The following is a 17296-nucleotide window of genomic DNA, read 5'->3' on the forward strand; positions in this document are numbered from 1 at the left end:
ACCTGTCCCGTGTCAAGACGGCTCCATCAGCACGTCGACGTGCAGCGGCGCGCAGCGATCGATCAGCCAGATTTGGTCGGCCGGGCTGGCGAAGATGCGCGCGTGCGACGGATCCTGGCTGAACCCCTGCGCGCACCTGTCGCCGAAGAAGACATACGCCTTGGTGTCGTTGCATTGCCGCGACATCCACACCAGCCCGTCGAACCCCGATTGATGGGCGGCCTGCGCCCAGCGCACCGTGGTGGCGTAGGTCGATGCCGGGCTGGACGTGAGTTCGCCGGCGGTGACTTTGAGCCGGCGCAGCCCGGTGCCGTGCAGGACGGCGAGACGCAACTCTTGCTCGACTTTGAGCCGGACGAGCACCTTGGTCGCGTATTGGTCGTATGGCAGCAGGCCGCCGTCGACCGGAATATCGTGCAGCAACGTCTCGGCGATGGCTGCGTCTTCGGTGTCGGCCGCGTACATGATCGGCACCACCGGCTTGCCGAAGAAGCCGAACCGGGTCCGCGCGCCGAAACCGGGGTTGAAGTCGGTGGCGGTTCGGGTGGCCGACAGGACCCGGTAGAGCAGATGGCCCTTCGGCAGCGTGGCGGCGGCCGGGTCGAAAGGGTCCGGCGGACGTCTCACCACGAAACGTTCAGCGCCTCCCCGGCGACCGCCAGGACGCGATCCGGATCCGTGACGAGGTGGTCGACGGGCCGGTCTCCGTCCAGGTAGGTGGTGGGGGAGCAGAGCCACTGCACCAGGCCTGCCTCCGACCAGCCACTGTCGTCGGCCAGCGCGAGCAGGCGTGCGATCACGGGCAGTGGCTTGCCGTCCGGCCCGAACTGGAAACCGGGGTAGGACAGGTAGTTGCCCTGGCGGACCGCGAGCAGTGTCTTGTTGCGCCGCGCGGTGGTGGCCAGGTTACGTGGGGCGCTCGATCGCGACCCCATCCGCTTGCCGGCTTCGGTGCTGGTCAGCATTCCGAACTCGGCCTCGATGCGGGCATACAGGTTCAGCTCGGACTGCACGGCCCGCGCGACGGCGGGCTCGGTGTACCCGGTGACCGACGACAGGGCGACGCCCACCGCGTGGGCGCTCTCGCGGAGCCGCCGGTGCGCGGCGTCCAGCTCGGCGACCGTGGGGGTCATGACCAGCTCCTACATTCGATTCGTGCAGTCCAGTCTAATGCACGAACCGAACGCAACAGGGTTCGCTGGCGCTCGAGCGTAAACGCACCGCGAAAAATCGCGCGCCATTTCGCAGCGTGCTTACGCTCGACGCGCGAGCTAGCGGTAGTTGACGAACTGCAGCGCCACGTCGAGGTCGGCGCCGCGCAGCAGCGCCTGGACGGCTTGCAAGTCGTCGCGCTTCTTGCTGCTGACCCGAATCTCGTCGCCCTGGATCTGAGTCTTGACGCCCTTGGGCCCGTCGTCGCGGATCAGCTTGGTGATCTTCTTGGCGTTCTCGCTGTCGATGCCCTGCTTGAGGGTGCCGGTGACCTTGAAGGTCTTGCCGGAGGCCTGCGGCTCGCCGGCGTCGAAGGCCTTCATCGAGATGTCGCGGCGGATCAGCTTTTCCTTGAACACGTCGATGGCGGCTTTGATGCGCTCCTCGGTGGAGGAGGTCAGCTCGACGCCGTCCTCACCCTTCCAGGCGATCGTGGTGTCGGTGCCGCGGAAGTCGAATCGGGTGGCCAACTCTTTGGCGGCCTGGTTAAGCGCGTTGTCGACCTCTTGCCGATCGAACTTGCTGACGATGTCGAACGATGAGTCCGCCATGCGAACGCCCTTCCGTGTTGGTTCCGGGTTGCTCCTAGCCGTTTGTGAATTGTCTACCCGCTCGTTGTACCCTGCTAGGCGGCAGGTTGCCCGAGCGGCCAATGGGAGCGGACTGTAAATCCGTCGGCTTACGCCTACACTGGTTCGAATCCAGTACCTGCCACCACAGGTCAGCAGCTATTTTCGCGCACCGCAACGGGTTTGGCCCCCGGACCGGGCGCGGCGTCCCGAACGTCAGGCTCCGTTGATGTCGGCGACCATCTTGCCGAGGACTTTGCGCTCGCCCAGTCGCGCGAGCGCTTCGGGGATGTCGTTGAACGACACGCTTTCGGTGACCGTGTTCGCGATGGTCCCGGCGTCGACCAAGTCCTCGAGGCCGCGCCGGATCCCTTCGAGATGCTCGCGGCTGTAGCCGGCCGCGAGCACGCCGACCAGTGTGGTGTTCGTCATGACCATCATGGGCACGTCAGGGGTTATCCAACTGCCGCTGGCGAAACCGACGGCCAGATGCCGGCCGTCGCGGGCCAGGGCGCCCATGGCCGCGGTGCCCTGCGCACCGCCGACCGGATCGAAGATCACGTCCACACCGGCCCACTCGGTCGCTTCGCGCAGCGCATGCGCGAGTGGTGTTCCGTCAGAAGCGTTTTCGCCGTGGACGACGACGACGTGGTCGGCGCCCAGGGACCGGCAGTATTCGGCCCGCTTCTCGTCGCTGACGACGGCGAGCACCGTAGCGCCGTTGGCCTTCCCGAGCTGGACGGCGGCGATGCCGCTGCCGCCCGCTGCGCCCAGCACCGCGAGGCGTTCTCCCGCCTGGAGTCCGCCGCGATCGACCAGGCCGATCCATGCCGTCATGTTCGGGATCCAGAATCCGGCCGCGGCGGCGTCGTCCATGTTGGCGGGAGCGGGGAAGACGGTGCTGGCGTGCGCGAGCGCTTCGGCGGCGAAGGATCCGTTGCCGCTGACAAAGTCACTGACGCCCATGACGCGAGTGCCGATGGCGATGTTGGCGCCCGGCCCGACCGCGGTGACGGTGCCGACCAGTTCCTGGCCGGGGGTAAACGGCAGCGGGGGAGTCAGCGGGTAGCTACCGCGACACATCAGCACATCCGGTAGTCCGACGCCGGCCGCGGCGACGCGGATTCGTACCTGCTCGGCGCCGGGCTCGGGCAGCTCCCGGTCCACTTGGCGCAAGACGTCGGTCGGCTCACCGCTTCCGTGGACCTGCCAAGCTTTCACGTCGCTCCCTCAGCCCGTCTGTGGGTTAAATCACATAATAATTACACCGTAATTTCATCGCGCGGAAGGCCGCGGGTTCGGCGGCTCAGCTGCCTGTCGGCACTTCGGCGAACCCCGGTACTCCCGCATCCGCAACGGAATTGAACCGGTAGCGCGTGACGAGACGCTCGTTGATCTCGCTGATCGCTTCCTCGGGCAATGCCGCCACATCGAAGTTCTCGCTGATGCGCCGGGGGTTGACGGATGAAGTCAAGACGGCACTACCGCGCTGAATTCCCCAGGCCAGCAACACTTGTGCGGGGGTCTTGCCGTGTCGCCGTGCGATGTCGACGATCAGCGGATCGTCGAGCAGGCGCGGTTCCAGCGCATGCCCCAGCGACGCGAAGGCCAGCAGGATGATGCCGTCGGACTTGCCCAGCTCGTGCAGTTCCCATTGCGGGTGATAGGGATGCGACTCCACCTCGACGACCGCGGGCTTGATCCGTGCGGTGTTGACGATCCTTCGGGTGTCCTCGACGCCGATGTCGGACAGCCCGATCGCGCCGGTAAGCCCTTCGTCGACAAGTCCTTCCATCGCTGCCCACGTCTCTTCCAACGTGACACCGTCGTCATAGACGACAGCACCGTGCACGTCGCGGGGATCTTGGTCGTCGCCCGGCCGGAACGCAAAAGGCGTGTGTACCAGGTAAAGATCGACAGTGTCGAGCCCGAGTCTGTTCAAGCTGGCTTGCAGCGCGGGCCTGACCCGTTCGGGTCGGTGGTTGTTGTTCCACAGTTTGGTGGTCACGAAGAGTTCTTCGCGCCGCACCGTTGCCTGCGCGAACAACTCTTTGAGCGCCGCCCCGACCTCGGCTTCGTTGCGATACCGTTCGGCGGCGTCGAGATGGCGGAACCCGACCTCGACCGCGGTCTTGACGGCATTGTGTGTTTGGCTGCGATCGGATAGGGAAGTGCCGAACCCCAGCGCCGGCATCTCGCCGCCGTTGTTCAACGCGAATTTGTGTTGGGACAGCTTTTCGATTCTCTCCATGTTGATCGCCTTCCTTTAAATTTGACGCGAAACAGGTTCGGCGCCAATGGATTTCTTCATCTGGACTACCGCCTCGGCGGTTGTCCACACAGCGCTGGCAAGGAATCGGAAATTGACGAGCGCGGCCAGATAGCCGTCGCCTTCGGGCAGGCGTGGGCCGGCCGTGGCGTCCTTGACCACGACGACCTCGAAGCCCTGCTCGATCAGTTCACGCAGGTGGCCTTCGACGCAGAGGTTGGCGGCCATCCCCGCCAACACGACCTGGCTGACGCCGCGCTTGCGCAATTGGAGCACCAGGTCGTTCGACTCGGGGCCGACGATCTTGTGCGGGGACGCGATGAAGGTCTGCCCGTCGTGAATGTGGTGCAGATACTCGGGCAGGAAATCGGCCCCGGAGCCGGGGAAGCCGTCGCTGGTGTACGCGCCTTGGCGCTCGAACATGCCGACGTTGGCCATGAACTGTTCGAGCGGATCACCAAACCGCCATTGCCTGTCGGTGGGATAGAAGTAGTGCGGCGACACCGCGACGGTGAGACCCGCAAGCTTCGCCGCGTCGAACAGTTCGCCGAGGTGCGCGACGGTGTTGTTGTCGCGGACGCTGGCACCGAACACCGACCACGAAGCCCCTTGGGGGCTCAAGAAATCGATCTGTGGATCGGTGACGACGAAGGCGGCGTGCCGAGGTTCGAGCTCGAAGTTCGAGCTCGGTAGCCCCGGATGCTGCGGCTCGTCGTACCCGGACGTGTCGGTTTTAGCGGGCGTCATATGTCCGATAATAGATGACCAGTCGTCTATAAATCAAGAGGTGCTGGGACAGAGGCGGAAAGACACTGAAGTCAGCGCAGGAGTGCCGGCACGGTGATCGTCTCGAAGCGCTGATACGGGGCGCGGCTGCGGGTCACCTTCCCGCGCAGGGCCGCGCCCTCCCACGATTCGATCAGCAGGGAGGCGAGTTCGGCTGCGTCGAGGTCGGATCGGATGTCGCCGGTGCCGCCCTGGCCGGAACGCAGGCATGCGGTCAAGGCCGTATCCCAGCGCTGCAGAATGTGGGCGAGTTCGGCGCGAACCGGTTCGCTGGATCCGGCAAGCTCGAGCGACAGGTTGCCGACCAGGCAGCCGAGCAGGAATTCGCCCGATTCATGTTCGTCGGCGAGGGCATGAAAGAACCGCGTAATGCGTCGCTGGGCCGATCCATCTCCGTCGAGAATCGGCAGCAGCCGCGCTTCTATGTCGCACCAGTAGTGGTCGAGTATTGCCGCGGCGAACGCTTCTTTGCTCGCAAAGTACGCGTAAAACGAGCCTTTCGGTACGCCGGCCGCATCGGTGATGTCCTTGACGCCACTGGCGGCGAAACCGCGCGCATGGACGAGCTCGAGTCCTGCCGCAAGCAGGCGGCGGCGCACGTCGGGATTCGGCGGCCGTGGCATGCCACCAATATTAGCCGACCGGTCACCTATCTTTTGGCGACGGTGTTAGCAGCGAGCGCCGGGTCCGTCGACCACCAAGCCTGAGCAGCCACTGCGGCAGCGCATCCGGTAGATGACGCGTCCGACCGTGTTCCCCCGTGAGGAGTACTGATACCAGACCAGCGCGTCGGCTTGGCCCCGGCACTTTCGGCATTGCTCGGTTTCACGTTTGTACATTGGCGTCCTCCATCCAGCGGAGCGGGGGAATCGTCCAACGGTGGGCGACTTGAAATTGAAATTACCGGGGCGCCATTGTTGAGGCGCCTTGGCGCGCCGAGAGTTTTACAACCGTAAACGCAGGGCGACACCATCGCCGCTCAACCGAAACATATTCGATACATGGCGCAGCGAAAGCGGCCAGACCATTTCGGTGTTCGTCTTGTTCTAGACGGCGCGTGGCGAAATGCCGAATACTTGACTTCGTGGTTATGGCAGAGGTTCCGGATGGCACCAGCGAGATTGCGGATTTCTGGAACCTAGTTGTCCCGCAACGCATTACTGAGATCGTCGACGTCGGTGCGAATCCGATCGATTCCGAGCCGCCCTATACGTCGATGCTGGCCGCGAGACTATGTCGTGTCACGGGATTCGAGCCGCAAGGCGATCCGCTGCGAACGTTGCAGAGCCGAGAAGGCTTGCCGGAGCGGTATCTGCCGTATGCCGTCGGTGATGGCGGAGCGCAGACGCTCAACGTGTGTCACGGATCCGGAATGACGAGCCTGCTCGAGCCGGACCTGGCGTCGCTGGACGTGTTCGAGTACCTCAAGCTGCCGGGGCGGGTGGTCGAGCGAGTATCCGTGCAAGCGCACAAGCTTGATGACATTTCCGAGATTGAACACATCGACTTTTTGAAGATAGACGTTCAAGGAAGTGAACTCGCGGTATTTCGCGGCGGCACAGCGAGACTCGCCGAGACGGTCGCGATACAAACTGAGATTGCATTCGTGACCCTGTACAAGGACCAGCCAACGCTGGGCGACATCGACTCCGAGCTACGCGGCCAGGGATTCATTCCGCACGGTTTCGGCGAGATCAAGCTGTGGCCGATTTCGCCGTGTGTGGATCCGCGCCAGCCCATCAACCAGCTCCTGGAAGCCGACATGGTCTACGTGCGGGACTTCATCCACCCGTAGACGATGAGTGACGAACAACTCAAGCACCTGGCCCTGATCGCGCACTGCTGTTATCGATCGTTCGATCTCGCACTGCGCTGTGTGCTGCTGCTGGAGCGCCGGAAGGCGGTCGAGGCCGGGCCGGGCAGGGCTATTTGAACCTGTTGTCCGCCGGTTGATTCCGGTCACGACGGACGCGGGCGTATGCGTCCATGGCCTTGCGTGTGCGTCCAGGATGACCTCGGCCGGCGTGTCGTCGCGTCAGTGCACACGCAACGCCTTCAGCGCCCACCGAAAGCCGGGAGCGCACACCCGCAACGTCAGCGCGTCCGCAATGATTCGGTTTCGGCCAGCACCCGATGCTTCTGCTCGCCGATGACCTGGTGGAGATATTCGGCCTTCGCGCAGCCGTAGTACGCCGCGAATTGCAAAGCCAGTTCGTCCATTTCGTCGAACGAGATGTCCCCGCTCTTGAGCGCCGCGTAGACGTGGGACACGATCGGGATCTCGGCGTCCTGGAATGCGACACACGCGACGGTGATCAGGCGCCGCTCCTTCATGCCCAGCCCGGGGCGAAGCCACATCTCGCCGAAGACGAAGTTCAGGATGCCCGCGCCGGTGTACGGGTTGTCCCGTGGCGGCGCGAACGGGATGCAGTTGATGTCCTTGAACGAGCTTTCGCCGCCGAGCAGTCGTTGTTCCGGATCGCTTTCGGTGACTAGTGGCAGCAACTCCTCGGCGGGTGGCGGCTGCTGGCCGCGTTGCGCCATCAGGGCCGACCACTGTTGGTCGACGACGATGTTGAATCTCGACGCTTTGGGCCAGCCCGCGTAGACGGCGAAATGTAGTACAGCCTCCCGCATTTCGGTGATCGAGATGTCACCGCTACGCAGCGCCGCGTAGACGTGCTGCTCGAGGGGCGCCATGGCATCGGCGGCCGCCACGCAGGCCAGGGTGACGAACCTGCGATCGCGACGGCTCAGCGTCGGCCGCGACCACACCTCGGCGAAGACGAAGTCGATCAGCCCGCTGGCAAACGGGGTACTGGTATCCGCGGGCGGGTCGACGGCCATCACCTCCGCGTACGCGCGGATGCCCCGCTCTCGACGTTGATGATCCATCGCGACTCCTACCTAATCGTCACGCCGGCGTCCACTTTGAATTCGAGGCCTGTGACATAACGCGATTCATCCGATACCAGGAAGAGCACGGCGTTGCTCACGTCGGCTGCCTCGATCAGCGGCACCGGCAGCGCATTGACGAAGATGGGCACCAGGTCGGCTCGCGCCTCGATGTGCTGGTGCAGTGATGCCGGCGCCATCCCCGTCACGACGCCCGTGGGATGGACCGTGTTAACCCGAATGTTCTGTGCGGCAAGTTCATTGGCGAGGGCCAAGCTCATGCCCACGATGCCGTGCTTGGATGCGGTATACGGCACGTGTAGCGGAGTGCCTTTGATACCCGCCGACGAACTGATGTTGACCAGGCTGCCGCCTCGCTCAATCAAATGGGGAATCACGGCGGCGCACGTGTTCCACGCTCCGATCAGATTGACATCCGTCACCAGCCGCCACTGCTCGGCCGTGGTGGTGTCCCAGGTGCCGGTGGTCAGGACGCCGGCGTTAGCCACCGCCGCGTCGAGCCCCCCGAGCCGTGAAACCGCGTCGTCGGCAACGGACTTCATCGCCTCGGCGTCGCGGACGTCGGCCACGTAGGTCAGAACCGTGCGGCCATGTTCGCGGACCAGGCGCGCGGTCTCCTCCAGTTCTTCTTTCGTCGCCAAGGGGTATTCCAGCCCGGCAAGCGGCGCGCAGACATCGATCAGCACCAGGTCGGCGCCTTCTTCGGCCAGTCGTACCGCGTGGCTGCGGCCCATTCCCCTTGCGGCCCCGGTGATCACCACGCGCTTGCCGGCCGCCCGCCCGGTTGACCCGCTCATAGCTTGTTGCAGAATCCGGCGTCGACCGGGAACGTCACACCCGTGATGTACCGGCCCTCGTCGGACACCAGGAACGCGATGGCGGCACTGATGTCTTCGGGCTGCAGCATCTCGACCGGCAGCGGGTTCTGCAGATGCGGTCCGCCGCCGGGATAGTTTTCGAGAAATTCGGTCATCGCGGGATTGATCGCCATCATGGTGCTGACCGCGGTGGGATGCACCGTGTTGACCCGAATGTTAGCCGGCGCAAGCGCATTGGCGAGGGTGCGCATCAGCCCGACGATACCGTGCTTGGACGCCGCATAGCCGAGTCCACCACCCTGCGCGCCGCCGAATCCTCGCAGTCCGGCCGTCGAACTGGTGAACACGATCGATCCGCCCCGATTGCCGGACAGCAGATGGGGAACCGCGGCCGCCGCGACGTGATAGGAGCCGTCGAGATTGACGCCGACCGCCGCGCGCCATTGGGCCAACTCTTCATCGATACTCAGCTCACGAAAGGCCACCGGAGCGATCCCGGCGTTGGCCAGCACGATGTCGAGGCGGCCGAAATGCGCAACCCCGGCGTCCATCGCCGACTTGACGTCAAGGAAGTCGCGCACGTCGGCCACGGTGCCGAGCATCTTGCCGCCGGCCTGTTCGACCAGGGCAATCGTTTCGTCGAGCTCCTGGCGCGATGCCATCGGGTAGTGATTGGCCGGGATGTCTGCGCAGATGTCGATGCCGATGATGTCGGCGCCCTCGCGGGCCAGCCGGATTGCATGGCTGCGTCCCTGGCCACGTGCGACGCCGGAGATAAAGGCGACCTTGCCGTCCAGCTTGCCCACATGTCCTCGCTTTGGATCGCCGCGTCAGTGCAGTTAGATGGCCGGTAACCCGGTTACTGCCAGTACAGTAACATGGTTACCGTGGCACGCAACAGGGGTTCTGAGACGGTTGACCCGATCATCGGAATCGTCGTCGAGCTCCTCGACACCGACGGCTATGACGCCGTGCAGCTGCGTGAGGTCGCGCGGCGGGCGCGCGTGTCACTCGCGACGATCTACAAGCGCTTCGGCACGCGCGACGAACTCATCGTCGCCGCGCTCGAATGGTGGATGGAGACCAATCGCTACGCGAAGCTGCCGGAGCCGGAGGCGGCCAGGCTCTCCGGGGAGTCCCTCTACGCGGGGCTCATGCAGGTGATGAGAACCATCTTCGAACCGTGGGAGCAGCACCCGCAGATGCTGAAATCCTACTTTCGCGCGAGGTCCGGACCCGGTGGCGAGCAACTCATCGAACGCGGTGTCGACGCGGTGGTGCCTGTCGCCAGAGCCGTTCTGGCACAAGCTGATCAGAGTTTCGCCAGCGACCTCGAGCTGATTCTCACCGGTGTCGTGTACGGTTTCCTCGGCCGATTCACGCAGGGGGAGATCGACGTCACCCAGATCGTCCCCGGCCTCGAGCGTGCGGTGTACTGGTTGACCGCGGCCTACGAGAAGGGCCGGCCGCAGAGCTAGAACCAAGGGCCGGGGTAGTGGCCCTCCTGGTCCTGCACCATGACGATTTCCTTGCACTCTCCGCCCGCGGTGGTCTCGCCGCGGCAGACCAGCGTCCATCCCGATATCCGCTCGAACGGGCGGATGGACCAGTTCGTCGCGACCGGATCCGGAGCGGGCAGGGCCAGCACCGAGTACGTTCCGCCGATGTTCGAGATGTAGAGGTGGTTGCCGAAGAACGCCATCTTGGCGATCGGCATCTTCTTGGCCTCCTCTCGGTTCTTCAGCAGGTCCCAGTGCTGGGTGCGCAGGTTCCACACCCCGAAGCCGAATTGCGAATCGGGTGAGTCCCGGCCGTCGACGAATAGTTGTCCGTCCGACAACGTCGCTGTCAATCCGCCGCCGGAGAGCCGGTCGGTGTCGCCGACCTTGATGACGGCTTTGGAATTCAGATCGAAGAACATGGTCGACACGGCGGTCGGGGAGTCGCGATGAGTGATCTTCACCAATTTGTCTGGCCCGTCCGACAATTCGGCATCGACGGTCACGGCATCGTTGTCCTGATAGATCGGCTCCCCCGACGGCCGGCGCAGTTCTGCCCCGGAGGCCTTGCCGGGCTGGGTGTTTCGTGGAAACGACAAAACATCCGGCCAGACCCGACCGGGCTCTGGGTCGTTCCAGGGCATAGCCAGGTCGGTGCCGGAAAGAATGACGGTTCGCGGTGGCGACGCGGTCGCATGCCCGTCGGTGAAGGCATTGAGCCATGCGCCACCGGATGTCGTTGCGCCAAGCCGCCATTGCTTCGGTTCACTCAATTTCAAGTCAGGAGTAGGTGGTTGGAGTTCTTTCGTCGCGGCCGGCTTTCCGGTCTTGAAGTCGAAGCTGTAGGCGGTGGTCTTGGTGACCTCGGGTGCCGGTGGCTGTGCGGGTTTGAGGGTCGTCACCACATAGATGACTTTCATGTCGTCCGCCGTGCCTGAAAGCGCGCAGATGGCGCCGGTGACGTTCTCGCCGGAGGGGATCGCCGGGAGGGACGGCGCCACGTACTGTCCTGATTTGGTGTCAAATATTTTGGGGCGAATGTCTTCGAGTGCGGATTTGCTGACCGAGAATTCCTCGGGACAGCCGAAGTAAGCGGTTCCGCCGTAACTTTTCCAGTCTTTCTCCAGCGGGCCGGTGATCGGCGGCGGTGGTGGGGCCGAACTGGTGGCGGTCGTCAAAGTAGAAGTCGAGGTCGTCGGCGTTGCGGCTGGTGGGGACGCCGTCTCCGAGCACGATGCAACGAGAAGACATATCGCCGGCCCGAGCAGGCCAAGCCGGTGTCTGGGCACACTTCGGCCCTTGAACCCACGCATCAGTGAACCCCCGTTAACTTCGTGTAACCAAGGAGCGTAAGGCGGGTTCGCTAGTGCCGCGACTCGTGGGGTCTTTCTCACAATTGCGCAATCACGAAACCGGTTGGGCCTCGGGGAATGTCCACTGTCCATCGAGGATGCTTTGTTGCGGACGGTAGAGCCGGACCAGGTAGTTCCAGCCCGCGGTGATCGGCAGGCAGTTGGCTGTCGCGGTATCGCAACCGCCGAATTGGATGGTGATCGCGCCGCCGCCGTCGCGTTGCGCGGTGATGTTATTCAGCGAATAGGCGTTGAGCGAGTTCGGGGTGAAGTAGCCGTCTTTGTTGTAGACGGTGACCGACCAGAACCCATCGACCGGCACCTCACCCACGGTGAGCCGGTAAACGGTGGCGCCGTCATTTTTGGCGGGATGGAAACTGAAATAGATCGCATCCTTTTCCGGATTGCCGCCCCACGCCGAGGCTGAACCGGCCAGGTGGCGTACCGGGTTGGTGTCGCACCTGGTGCCGAACATCCGGTGGGAGTCGGGCAACGTCGCCGACAGCTGAACAAGAGCGTCGCGAACCGCCTTTTGGCTCACCGGATCCCAGTTCGGAATCTCGAAGGTACCGGTGGCCCGCTGGTGCACCGCGATCGCATCTTGCAGCCGGTGGACCTCGTCGAGGTCGGCGTCGTCGTTGGGATCGACGAGGGTGCGGATCACCACGGTGACATATCGCGTGCCGATGTCGTCGCGGGTCAGGGTGTGTTCGCCTGGCCCGTAGAACACGGCGGGCACATAGTGATCCTCGCTGATGACCTGCATCGACATGAACCGGCCGACGGGGTCGGGCGCCACGATCGTGACCGGCGCGGCATCCAGGTCGAAGACACCCGCGGAGTACAAGGTGTCACGGTTCGGCCGCACCACCAGCTGCTTGTCCAGCGGCGTCAGCTCCCGGATGTGCATGAATCTTCCGAACCCGCCGCCGTTGACGATATTGCCGAAATACAAGTCGCTTTCGGCTCTGGCGAAGTTGTCCGGTGAGACCAGCACCGACCCGTCGGGTGTCGTCCGTTCTGCCATTATTCGGACCCTACGCGCGCGGCGCGGTGCTGACTATCGCTGGATGTCGAACTCGATGGGCACGCTCGTCGCGCCGCTCAAACGCACCCGCGAAATCCGTGGTGCGTGCAGCTCGCGGACAACTTCCGAATGATGTATGGCCACGCTGTACGAGGTTCAGCGCGGCGCGTGGCAGAGATTTCTGCGTTCCATGAGCAGTTTTGGGGCGAATGCCTCATGCGTCGATGCGGCGAGGGGTCGACTATTGCGTCATGCATGTCAGCAATTCCGAGCCCAGCACCGCCGCCGTCGCGCCAAATCAGCAGTGGGACAAGCTGTTAATAGAAGGTCACGGGTCGCTGGTGCGGGCGCGACGGGTATTTCGCTACCTGCCGTCGGCACCAAGGTGCAAGGTGTGCAACAACCCGTTTGGGGGAGCGGGCGGACGTCTTTTCGCCGCGGCCGGGTTCAGCCCGTCGCGCAAGAACCCGAATCTGTGCAGTCGTTGCTGCGACGGGCTTCCGCCGGGTGGCGCCGAGGTGGACGTCGCGGTGTTGTTCGCCGACATTCGCGGCTCCACGGCACTGGGCCAGCGCGGCATCGCCGCGGACTTCGCCGCGCTGCTCAACCGGTTCTACGCCGCCGCGACCCAGACGCTGCTGCGCCATGACGCGGTGATCGACAAACTGATCGGCGACGAGGTCATGGCCTTCTTCGTGCGGGGTATCAGCGGACCGGACTACCGGCGTCGCGCGGTGCTGGCGGGACTGGAGCTGCTTCGGGCGGTCGGGTATGGCCAGGACGAGAAGCCTTGGCTGCAGCTGGGTGTGGCGGTCAACGCGGGAGTCGGCTACGTCGGCAATGTCGGGGAATCGGTGGTCGATTTCACCGCGCTCGGCGATCCGGTCAACCTCTCCGCCCGGATGCAACAGCACGCCAAGGGCGGGGAAGTGCTCGTCGCATCCGGAGTCGCCGACGAGATGATGGGGACGTCGCCGCGGCGGCGGCTGAACCTGCGCGGGTACGACCGGCCCGTTGATGCGTACGTGCTCAACGCGTGTAGTCGACCTGCCAGTGTTTGATGCCGTTGATGAACGGTGACCGCAGCCGCTGCGGATCTCCCGCGGAAACCAGATCGGGCATGTGGTCGGCGATCGCGTTGAACATGATGTCGATCGTCATGCGGGCCAGGTTGGCGCCGATGCAGTAGTGGGCGCCGGTACCACCGAATCCCAGATGTGGGTTCGGGCTGCGTAAGACGTTGAACGCGTAGGGATCGTCGAAGACGTCTTCGTCGAAATTGGCGGAGCGGTAGAACATCACCACCCGCTGGCCCTTCTTGATCGCCACGCCGCCGAGCTCGGTGTCGGCCAGCGCGGCGCGCTGAAACGCGGTGATCGGGGTGGCCCACCGGATGATCTCGTCGGCCGCGGTCTTGGGACGCTGCGTCTTGAACAGCTCCCACTGGTCGGGGTGTTCAGTGAAGGCCATCATTCCCTGGGTGATCGAATTGCGGGTCGTCTCGTTGCCGGCGATGCCCAGCGTGACCACGAACATGCCGAACTCCGCGTCGGAAAGCCCGTCCCCGTCGGCGCCGGCAGCCACCAGCGCCGTGACGATGTCGTCGCCCGGGTTCTCGGCCTTGCGGGCCGCCAATTGCATTGCGTACCACATCAATTCGCCCGCCGAGGTGAGGGCGTCGTAATCGGCGAACTCCGGATCGTCGCTGCCGATCATCTTGTTGGACCAGTCGAACAGCTTGCCACGGTCCTCCGCCGGCACTCCGAGCAACCCGGCGATGGCCTGCAGTGGCAACTCGCAGGCCACCTGCAACACAAAGTCGCCCGAACGTTGCGCCTTGGCCTGCTGGGCGATCTGCCGCGCACGCTCATTGAGGTCGGCGCGCAGCCGCTCGACGGCCCGCGGGGTGAAACCGCGCGCCACGATCTTGCGCAGCCGGCTGTGTTCGGGATCGTCCATCATGATCATCGACGCGCGGCCGGCTTCGATCTGACCCTGGGCCTGGTCTTCCTGGTAGCGCGGCACGATGGATTTCGACGCCGACGAGAACACGTCAGTGCGCAGCGACACCTCGCGGATGTCACGGTGCTTGGTCACTACCCAGTAGCCGCCGTCGCGGAACCCGCCCTGATCGAGCGGCTGCTCATTCCACCAGATCGGCGCCGCACGGCGCAGTTGCGCCAACTCCTGCACCGGTAGCCGGTGGGCGTAGATGTCGGGATCGGTGAAGTCGAAGCCCGGCGGCAGGTTGACACTGGCGATGGACGTGCTCCTCGGCAATCGCGAGCTGTGAACAGATGCTAACGCTCACCCACGCCTGGGCATACACATCAGCGGCGAATGTCGGCTGTTAGCTGTGCGGGCCGCTGGCGTTGAGCGCCGCGATCACCTTGTCCTGTTCGCGGCGGGCCTCGCCGGAGATGTTCATGCACTTGCGCCTTTCTGATGTGGCTAGAGCCCGCCAACCCCGCGTAGCGCGCGAGGCCGCGGGCTCAGCTCGTCGTCGAGCTGGACAGCTTCGGGGTGTCGTGCGCGCCGAGGTTGGTCGCGGCGGTGATGATGGCGCGTTCGATCTGGCGAAGCGCGTGCACCGCGGTGAGGAATCGCCGGGTGTCGGGTTGCGGCCCGTCCTCGCCGTCGTGATGGCGGGCCAGCGCCTCGGCGGCGTCGAGCGCGTCGGTCGTGGAGTTGACGGTCACCCCGGTTGCCCCGTCGACGAGGGCGATCAGCGCGTCGATGTTGTGCCGGGTCTGGTCGGCGGCGGCGGTGAAGGCGTCTACGAGCCGTTGCGATCCAACAGGGTCCTGGTAGCGCTCGCTGCTGCGCGCCAGGCGTCGCCCGTAGCGGTCGCACGCGCTGAAGATGCGCAGGCCACGCCGAATGCTGCGGCGCCCGGCCAGGCCGGCCACTCCGGCCAGCAGCGGCTTGGCGGTCACCCGGAACTGCTGCAGGGTGCGGTCCAACTGGCGTGCTTGCTCGGTCGGGCTGACGGCCTCGTCCTCGCCGAACATCGTCGCGGTGGAGATCTCGATCAGCGAATTCAACGCCTGCAGGAAGGCCCGAGTGTCGTCGCGGATCGCGGTTCGGGTGTTGGTCGGCAACACCAGGATCGCCACCGTGACTCCGATCACCGCGCCGATCGCGGTTTCTTCGATCCGCAACATCAGTACGCCGAAAGAGAATTGGCCCATCAAGCCGTACAGCAGCGCCAGCATCGTGGTGATCCAGAAAGTCATCAGGCTGTAGGTGACGGTCATGAAATAGAAGGCGCAGAACAGGCAGACGAAGATCGCGGCCAGCGATGCGGTCTTGTCGTTGGCGAACAGCGTGGCCGCCAGCATGCCGCAGGGCACGCCGAGCAAGGTGCCGAACAGCCGCTGCCAGCCCTTTGTCAGCGTTTCACCCCAGGAGTTGGTGCCGGCGAAGATCACGAACGCCGCGATCACCGCCCAGAACCAACGGGCCGGGGAAACCAACTCGCCGGTGATGATGGCCAACGACGCGGCGATCGTCACCTGGATGGCTTGGCGGGTGGTCTGCGACAGCCCGTCGTCGGCTTTGCCGGCACCGGTGTCGTCGTCTTGCGCGTCTTCGGGTTCGGGCGGCTCGGTGCTCCCGGGGCCGGTGGTGGCGTGCTCGACGATTGCGCGGACTTCAGCAGTTGCATTGGCGGCGTTGATGATTGCCAGCGCCAGGCGGCGCACCGCGGCTTCGCCGGGATCGTCGGCGGCGGTGGGCCCGGGCTGCTGGTCGAGGATCCGCTGGGCGCGTTTCGCGGCCTCCTGCAGACCGCCGGGCGCGGGAATCCGGATCGCCCGCGCGAGTTCGTTGAGCGCCCCGACCAATTCGAGGCGAGTGCCGTGCGGGATGGTGGCCGGATTCTCCGCGGCGACGGCTGTCACGGTCCGACCGGCGGTGGCGACCCATTCGATGGCGAGTTCGGCGTCGAACAGCCAAGGAGCCAGTTGTTGGCTGGTCACTCCGGGCCACAGGACGGCGGGATCGGCCTTGTCCTCGATCTGGCTCTGCACCATCAACGCGGTCTCGTTGAGCGCAGTCGTGCGGTGCCGCATGTGGCGTCGGCGCCGTTCGTCGAGCCGGCCGGTACGAACCGTCTCTGCCGTGGTGTCGACCAGGATGGCCATCCGAGCGCGCAGCGCGCGAATTGTGGCGCGCAGCACGCGTTCTGGCCGTTCGGGCATGACGTAGGTGCTCATCACGAATGTGCACACCGTACCCACCACGACGGCGCCGATCATCCACGGCAACTCCGAAAGGCTTGCTCGCAAATACAAAGTGAAGAAAAAGGCCATGAACGCGACCATGCCGAGCGCCCGGCCGCGAGGCCCGAAGCGGCGGACATAGACTGCGGCGAAGACGACCGCCACGAACACGACGTCGGCGGCCACCGGGTATGGCGCGAGCACCGCGGCGGCGGTGATGGACAGGGCGGCGGGCACCGGCAGCAGCGCCATCGTGATGCGCTGTTGGCGCGGGTCCGGCTCGTTGACGGATCGGGCCGCGATCATCGTGATGACGACGCCCAGCAACGCGACGGTCAGCGGCTGCCCCGTCGCCCGAGTCAGCACGAAAAGCATCCCCAGCGAGCAGGCCAGCGCGGCCGTCGTGCGCGTCGCCATCCGCAGTCGCAACAGGCCGGGATCGGAGCCGATCCACCAGTTTCGCGCTCGCTCGTAGTGCTCCATCGTGGACGCGAGCAGCCCGGCTGCGGCGTCGAGATTTCGGGTATCGGCGAGGCCGGACTCGTCCACCTCGCGCCCACCCAACACCCGCTACCGCCTCTCTGCCGCTCGCCCCATTTGCCGCGCCGACTGCCTGACTGCTGCC

18 protein-coding genes and 1 tRNA gene are annotated in these 17296 nt (G+C 64.9%); 5 read left to right on the plus strand and 14 right to left on the minus strand.

The features are described 5' to 3' along the window. Nucleotides 1-12: 12 nt before the first annotated feature. From ACAG21_RS01510 to ACAG21_RS01520, 3 genes are all read right to left on the minus strand, one after another. Nucleotides 13-627 (minus strand): RES family NAD+ phosphorylase, encoded by a 615-nt coding sequence (locus tag ACAG21_RS01510; RefSeq protein WP_370494295.1) that lies wholly within the window; start codon nucleotides 625-627, stop codon nucleotides 13-15. Next, nucleotides 624-1133: a hypothetical protein gene (locus ACAG21_RS01515; protein ID WP_370494296.1), complete on the minus strand. Its 510-nt coding sequence runs from the start codon at nucleotides 1131-1133 to the stop codon at nucleotides 624-626. The genes ACAG21_RS01510 and ACAG21_RS01515 overlap by 4 nt, the downstream gene beginning before the upstream one ends. Before the next feature lie 138 nt (nucleotides 1134-1271). Further along, nucleotides 1272-1763, minus strand: a complete 492-nt coding sequence (locus tag ACAG21_RS01520) for a YajQ family cyclic di-GMP-binding protein (RefSeq protein ID WP_370494297.1) — start codon at nucleotides 1761-1763, stop codon at nucleotides 1272-1274. 80 nt (nucleotides 1764-1843) lie between these two features. Here ACAG21_RS01520 and ACAG21_RS01525 point away from each other — a divergent pair. Then, nucleotides 1844-1929, plus strand: a tRNA-Tyr gene (locus ACAG21_RS01525). Between the two features lie 68 nt (nucleotides 1930-1997). Here the strand turns inward: ACAG21_RS01525 and ACAG21_RS01530 are convergent. The 4 genes from ACAG21_RS01530 to ACAG21_RS01545 all read right to left on the minus strand — a co-directional run bounded on the left by ACAG21_RS01530 (nucleotide 1998) and on the right by ACAG21_RS01545 (nucleotide 5435). Further along, nucleotides 1998-3002, minus strand: coding sequence for a zinc-binding dehydrogenase (locus tag ACAG21_RS01530; RefSeq protein ID WP_370494298.1), 1005 nt, complete (start codon nucleotides 3000-3002; stop codon nucleotides 1998-2000). A gap of 85 nt (nucleotides 3003-3087) precedes the next feature. After that, on the minus strand, nucleotides 3088-4032 hold the full coding sequence (locus tag ACAG21_RS01535) for an aldo/keto reductase (RefSeq protein ID WP_370494300.1): 945 nt from the start codon (nucleotides 4030-4032) through the stop codon (nucleotides 3088-3090). Between the two features lie 15 nt (nucleotides 4033-4047). Further along, nucleotides 4048-4797 (minus strand): cysteine hydrolase, encoded by a 750-nt coding sequence (locus tag ACAG21_RS01540; RefSeq protein ID WP_370494301.1) that lies wholly within the window; start codon nucleotides 4795-4797, stop codon nucleotides 4048-4050. 71 nt (nucleotides 4798-4868) lie between these two features. Further along, a complete protein-coding gene (locus ACAG21_RS01545; protein ID WP_370494302.1) occupies nucleotides 4869-5435 on the minus strand; it encodes a TetR family transcriptional regulator C-terminal domain-containing protein in 567 nt (188 codons plus the stop codon). Between the two features lie 491 nt (nucleotides 5436-5926). Here ACAG21_RS01545 and ACAG21_RS01550 point away from each other — a divergent pair, with 491 nt between their 5' ends. Both ACAG21_RS01550 and ACAG21_RS01555 read left to right on the plus strand, forming a co-directional pair. Then, nucleotides 5927-6631 carry an FkbM family methyltransferase gene (locus ACAG21_RS01550; RefSeq protein ID WP_370494303.1) on the plus strand — a complete coding sequence of 235 codons (705 nt, stop codon included), beginning with the start codon at nucleotides 5927-5929 and terminating at the stop codon, nucleotides 6629-6631. A gap of 3 nt (nucleotides 6632-6634) precedes the next feature. Next, complete coding sequence (locus tag ACAG21_RS01555; RefSeq protein ID WP_370494304.1) at nucleotides 6635-6769, plus strand: hypothetical protein; 135 nt, start codon at nucleotides 6635-6637, stop codon at nucleotides 6767-6769. 161 nt (nucleotides 6770-6930) lie between these two features. On the opposite strand, the gene ACAG21_RS01560 is transcribed toward ACAG21_RS01555, so the two are convergent. Genes ACAG21_RS01560 through ACAG21_RS01570 form a run of 3 tightly spaced genes read right to left on the minus strand, consistent with a single transcriptional unit; the run spans nucleotide 6931 to nucleotide 9376 of the window. Beyond that, nucleotides 6931-7731: a carboxymuconolactone decarboxylase family protein gene (locus ACAG21_RS01560; protein ID WP_370494305.1), complete on the minus strand. Its 801-nt coding sequence runs from the start codon at nucleotides 7729-7731 to the stop codon at nucleotides 6931-6933. A gap of 8 nt (nucleotides 7732-7739) precedes the next feature. Continuing rightward, nucleotides 7740-8549 (minus strand): mycofactocin-coupled SDR family oxidoreductase, encoded by an 810-nt coding sequence (locus ACAG21_RS01565; RefSeq protein WP_370494306.1) that lies wholly within the window; start codon nucleotides 8547-8549, stop codon nucleotides 7740-7742. Next, a complete protein-coding gene (locus tag ACAG21_RS01570; protein WP_370494307.1) occupies nucleotides 8546-9376 on the minus strand; it encodes a mycofactocin-coupled SDR family oxidoreductase in 831 nt (276 codons plus the stop codon). Before ACAG21_RS01570 ends, ACAG21_RS01565 begins: the two co-directional genes overlap by 4 nt. Nucleotides 9377-9448: 72 nt before the next feature. On the opposite strand from ACAG21_RS01570, the gene ACAG21_RS01575 reads away from it, so the two are divergent. Further along, nucleotides 9449-10048 carry a TetR family transcriptional regulator gene (locus ACAG21_RS01575; protein WP_370494308.1) on the plus strand — a complete coding sequence of 200 codons (600 nt, stop codon included), beginning with the start codon at nucleotides 9449-9451 and terminating at the stop codon, nucleotides 10046-10048. On the opposite strand, the gene ACAG21_RS01580 is transcribed toward ACAG21_RS01575, so the two are convergent. Both ACAG21_RS01580 and ACAG21_RS01585 read right to left on the minus strand, forming a co-directional pair. Beyond that, nucleotides 10045-11382: a hypothetical protein gene (locus ACAG21_RS01580; protein WP_370494309.1), complete on the minus strand. Its 1338-nt coding sequence runs from the start codon at nucleotides 11380-11382 to the stop codon at nucleotides 10045-10047. The two genes, ACAG21_RS01575 and ACAG21_RS01580, sit on opposite strands and share 4 nt — an antisense overlap. A 91-nt stretch (nucleotides 11383-11473) precedes the next feature. Next, nucleotides 11474-12448, minus strand: a complete 975-nt coding sequence (locus ACAG21_RS01585; RefSeq protein WP_370494310.1) for a DUF1254 domain-containing protein — start codon at nucleotides 12446-12448, stop codon at nucleotides 11474-11476. A gap of 251 nt (nucleotides 12449-12699) precedes the next feature. Between ACAG21_RS01585 and ACAG21_RS01590 the strand changes: the two genes are divergently transcribed. Then, nucleotides 12700-13509 carry an adenylate/guanylate cyclase domain-containing protein gene (locus ACAG21_RS01590; RefSeq protein ID WP_370494311.1) on the plus strand — a complete coding sequence of 270 codons (810 nt, stop codon included), beginning with the start codon at nucleotides 12700-12702 and terminating at the stop codon, nucleotides 13507-13509. Here the strand turns inward: ACAG21_RS01590 and ACAG21_RS01595 are convergent. Together ACAG21_RS01595 and ACAG21_RS01600 are read right to left on the minus strand one after the other, a co-directional pair. After that, nucleotides 13478-14710: a cytochrome P450 gene (locus ACAG21_RS01595; RefSeq protein ID WP_370494533.1), complete on the minus strand. Its 1233-nt coding sequence runs from the start codon at nucleotides 14708-14710 to the stop codon at nucleotides 13478-13480. The genes ACAG21_RS01590 and ACAG21_RS01595 overlap by 32 nt on opposite strands. Nucleotides 14711-14940: 230 nt before the next feature. Next, complete coding sequence (locus ACAG21_RS01600; RefSeq protein WP_370494534.1) at nucleotides 14941-17154, minus strand: FUSC family protein; 2214 nt, start codon at nucleotides 17152-17154, stop codon at nucleotides 14941-14943. Nucleotides 17155-17296: the final 142 nt, after the last annotated feature.

This window comes from Mycobacterium sp. pR1184 (assembly GCF_041287235.1).
In the GTDB taxonomy this organism is placed as follows: Bacteria; Actinomycetota; Actinomycetes; order Mycobacteriales; family Mycobacteriaceae; genus Mycobacterium.

Excerpts from the sequence above, each read along its gene's own strand:
- ACAG21_RS01515 (WP_370494296.1), bottom strand. The coding sequence starts at position 1,133 with ATGACCCCCACGGTCGCCGAGCTGGACGCCGCGCACCGGCGGCTCCGC.
- ACAG21_RS01520 (WP_370494297.1), bottom strand. The coding sequence starts at position 1,763 with ATGGCGGACTCATCGTTCGACATCGTCAGCAAGTTCGATCGGCAAGAG.
- ACAG21_RS01535 (WP_370494300.1), bottom strand. The coding sequence starts at position 4,032 with ATGGAGAGAATCGAAAAGCTGTCCCAACACAAATTCGCGTTGAACAAC.
- ACAG21_RS01540 (WP_370494301.1), bottom strand. The coding sequence starts at position 4,797 with ATGACGCCCGCTAAAACCGACACGTCCGGGTACGACGAGCCGCAGCAT.
- ACAG21_RS01550 (WP_370494303.1), top strand. The coding sequence starts at position 5,927 with ATGGCAGAGGTTCCGGATGGCACCAGCGAGATTGCGGATTTCTGGAAC.
- ACAG21_RS01555 (WP_370494304.1), top strand. The coding sequence starts at position 6,635 with ATGAGTGACGAACAACTCAAGCACCTGGCCCTGATCGCGCACTGCTGT.
- ACAG21_RS01560 (WP_370494305.1), bottom strand. The coding sequence starts at position 7,731 with ATGGATCATCAACGTCGAGAGCGGGGCATCCGCGCGTACGCGGAGGTG.
- ACAG21_RS01565 (WP_370494306.1), bottom strand. The coding sequence starts at position 8,549 with ATGAGCGGGTCAACCGGGCGGGCGGCCGGCAAGCGCGTGGTGATCACC.
- ACAG21_RS01575 (WP_370494308.1), top strand. The coding sequence starts at position 9,449 with ATGGTTACCGTGGCACGCAACAGGGGTTCTGAGACGGTTGACCCGATC.
- ACAG21_RS01580 (WP_370494309.1), bottom strand. The coding sequence starts at position 11,382 with ATGCGTGGGTTCAAGGGCCGAAGTGTGCCCAGACACCGGCTTGGCCTG.
- ACAG21_RS01585 (WP_370494310.1), bottom strand. The coding sequence starts at position 12,448 with ATGGCAGAACGGACGACACCCGACGGGTCGGTGCTGGTCTCACCGGAC.
- ACAG21_RS01590 (WP_370494311.1), top strand. The coding sequence starts at position 12,700 with ATGCATGTCAGCAATTCCGAGCCCAGCACCGCCGCCGTCGCGCCAAAT.
- ACAG21_RS01600 (WP_370494534.1), bottom strand. The coding sequence starts at position 17,154 with ATGGAGCACTACGAGCGAGCGCGAAACTGGTGGATCGGCTCCGATCCC.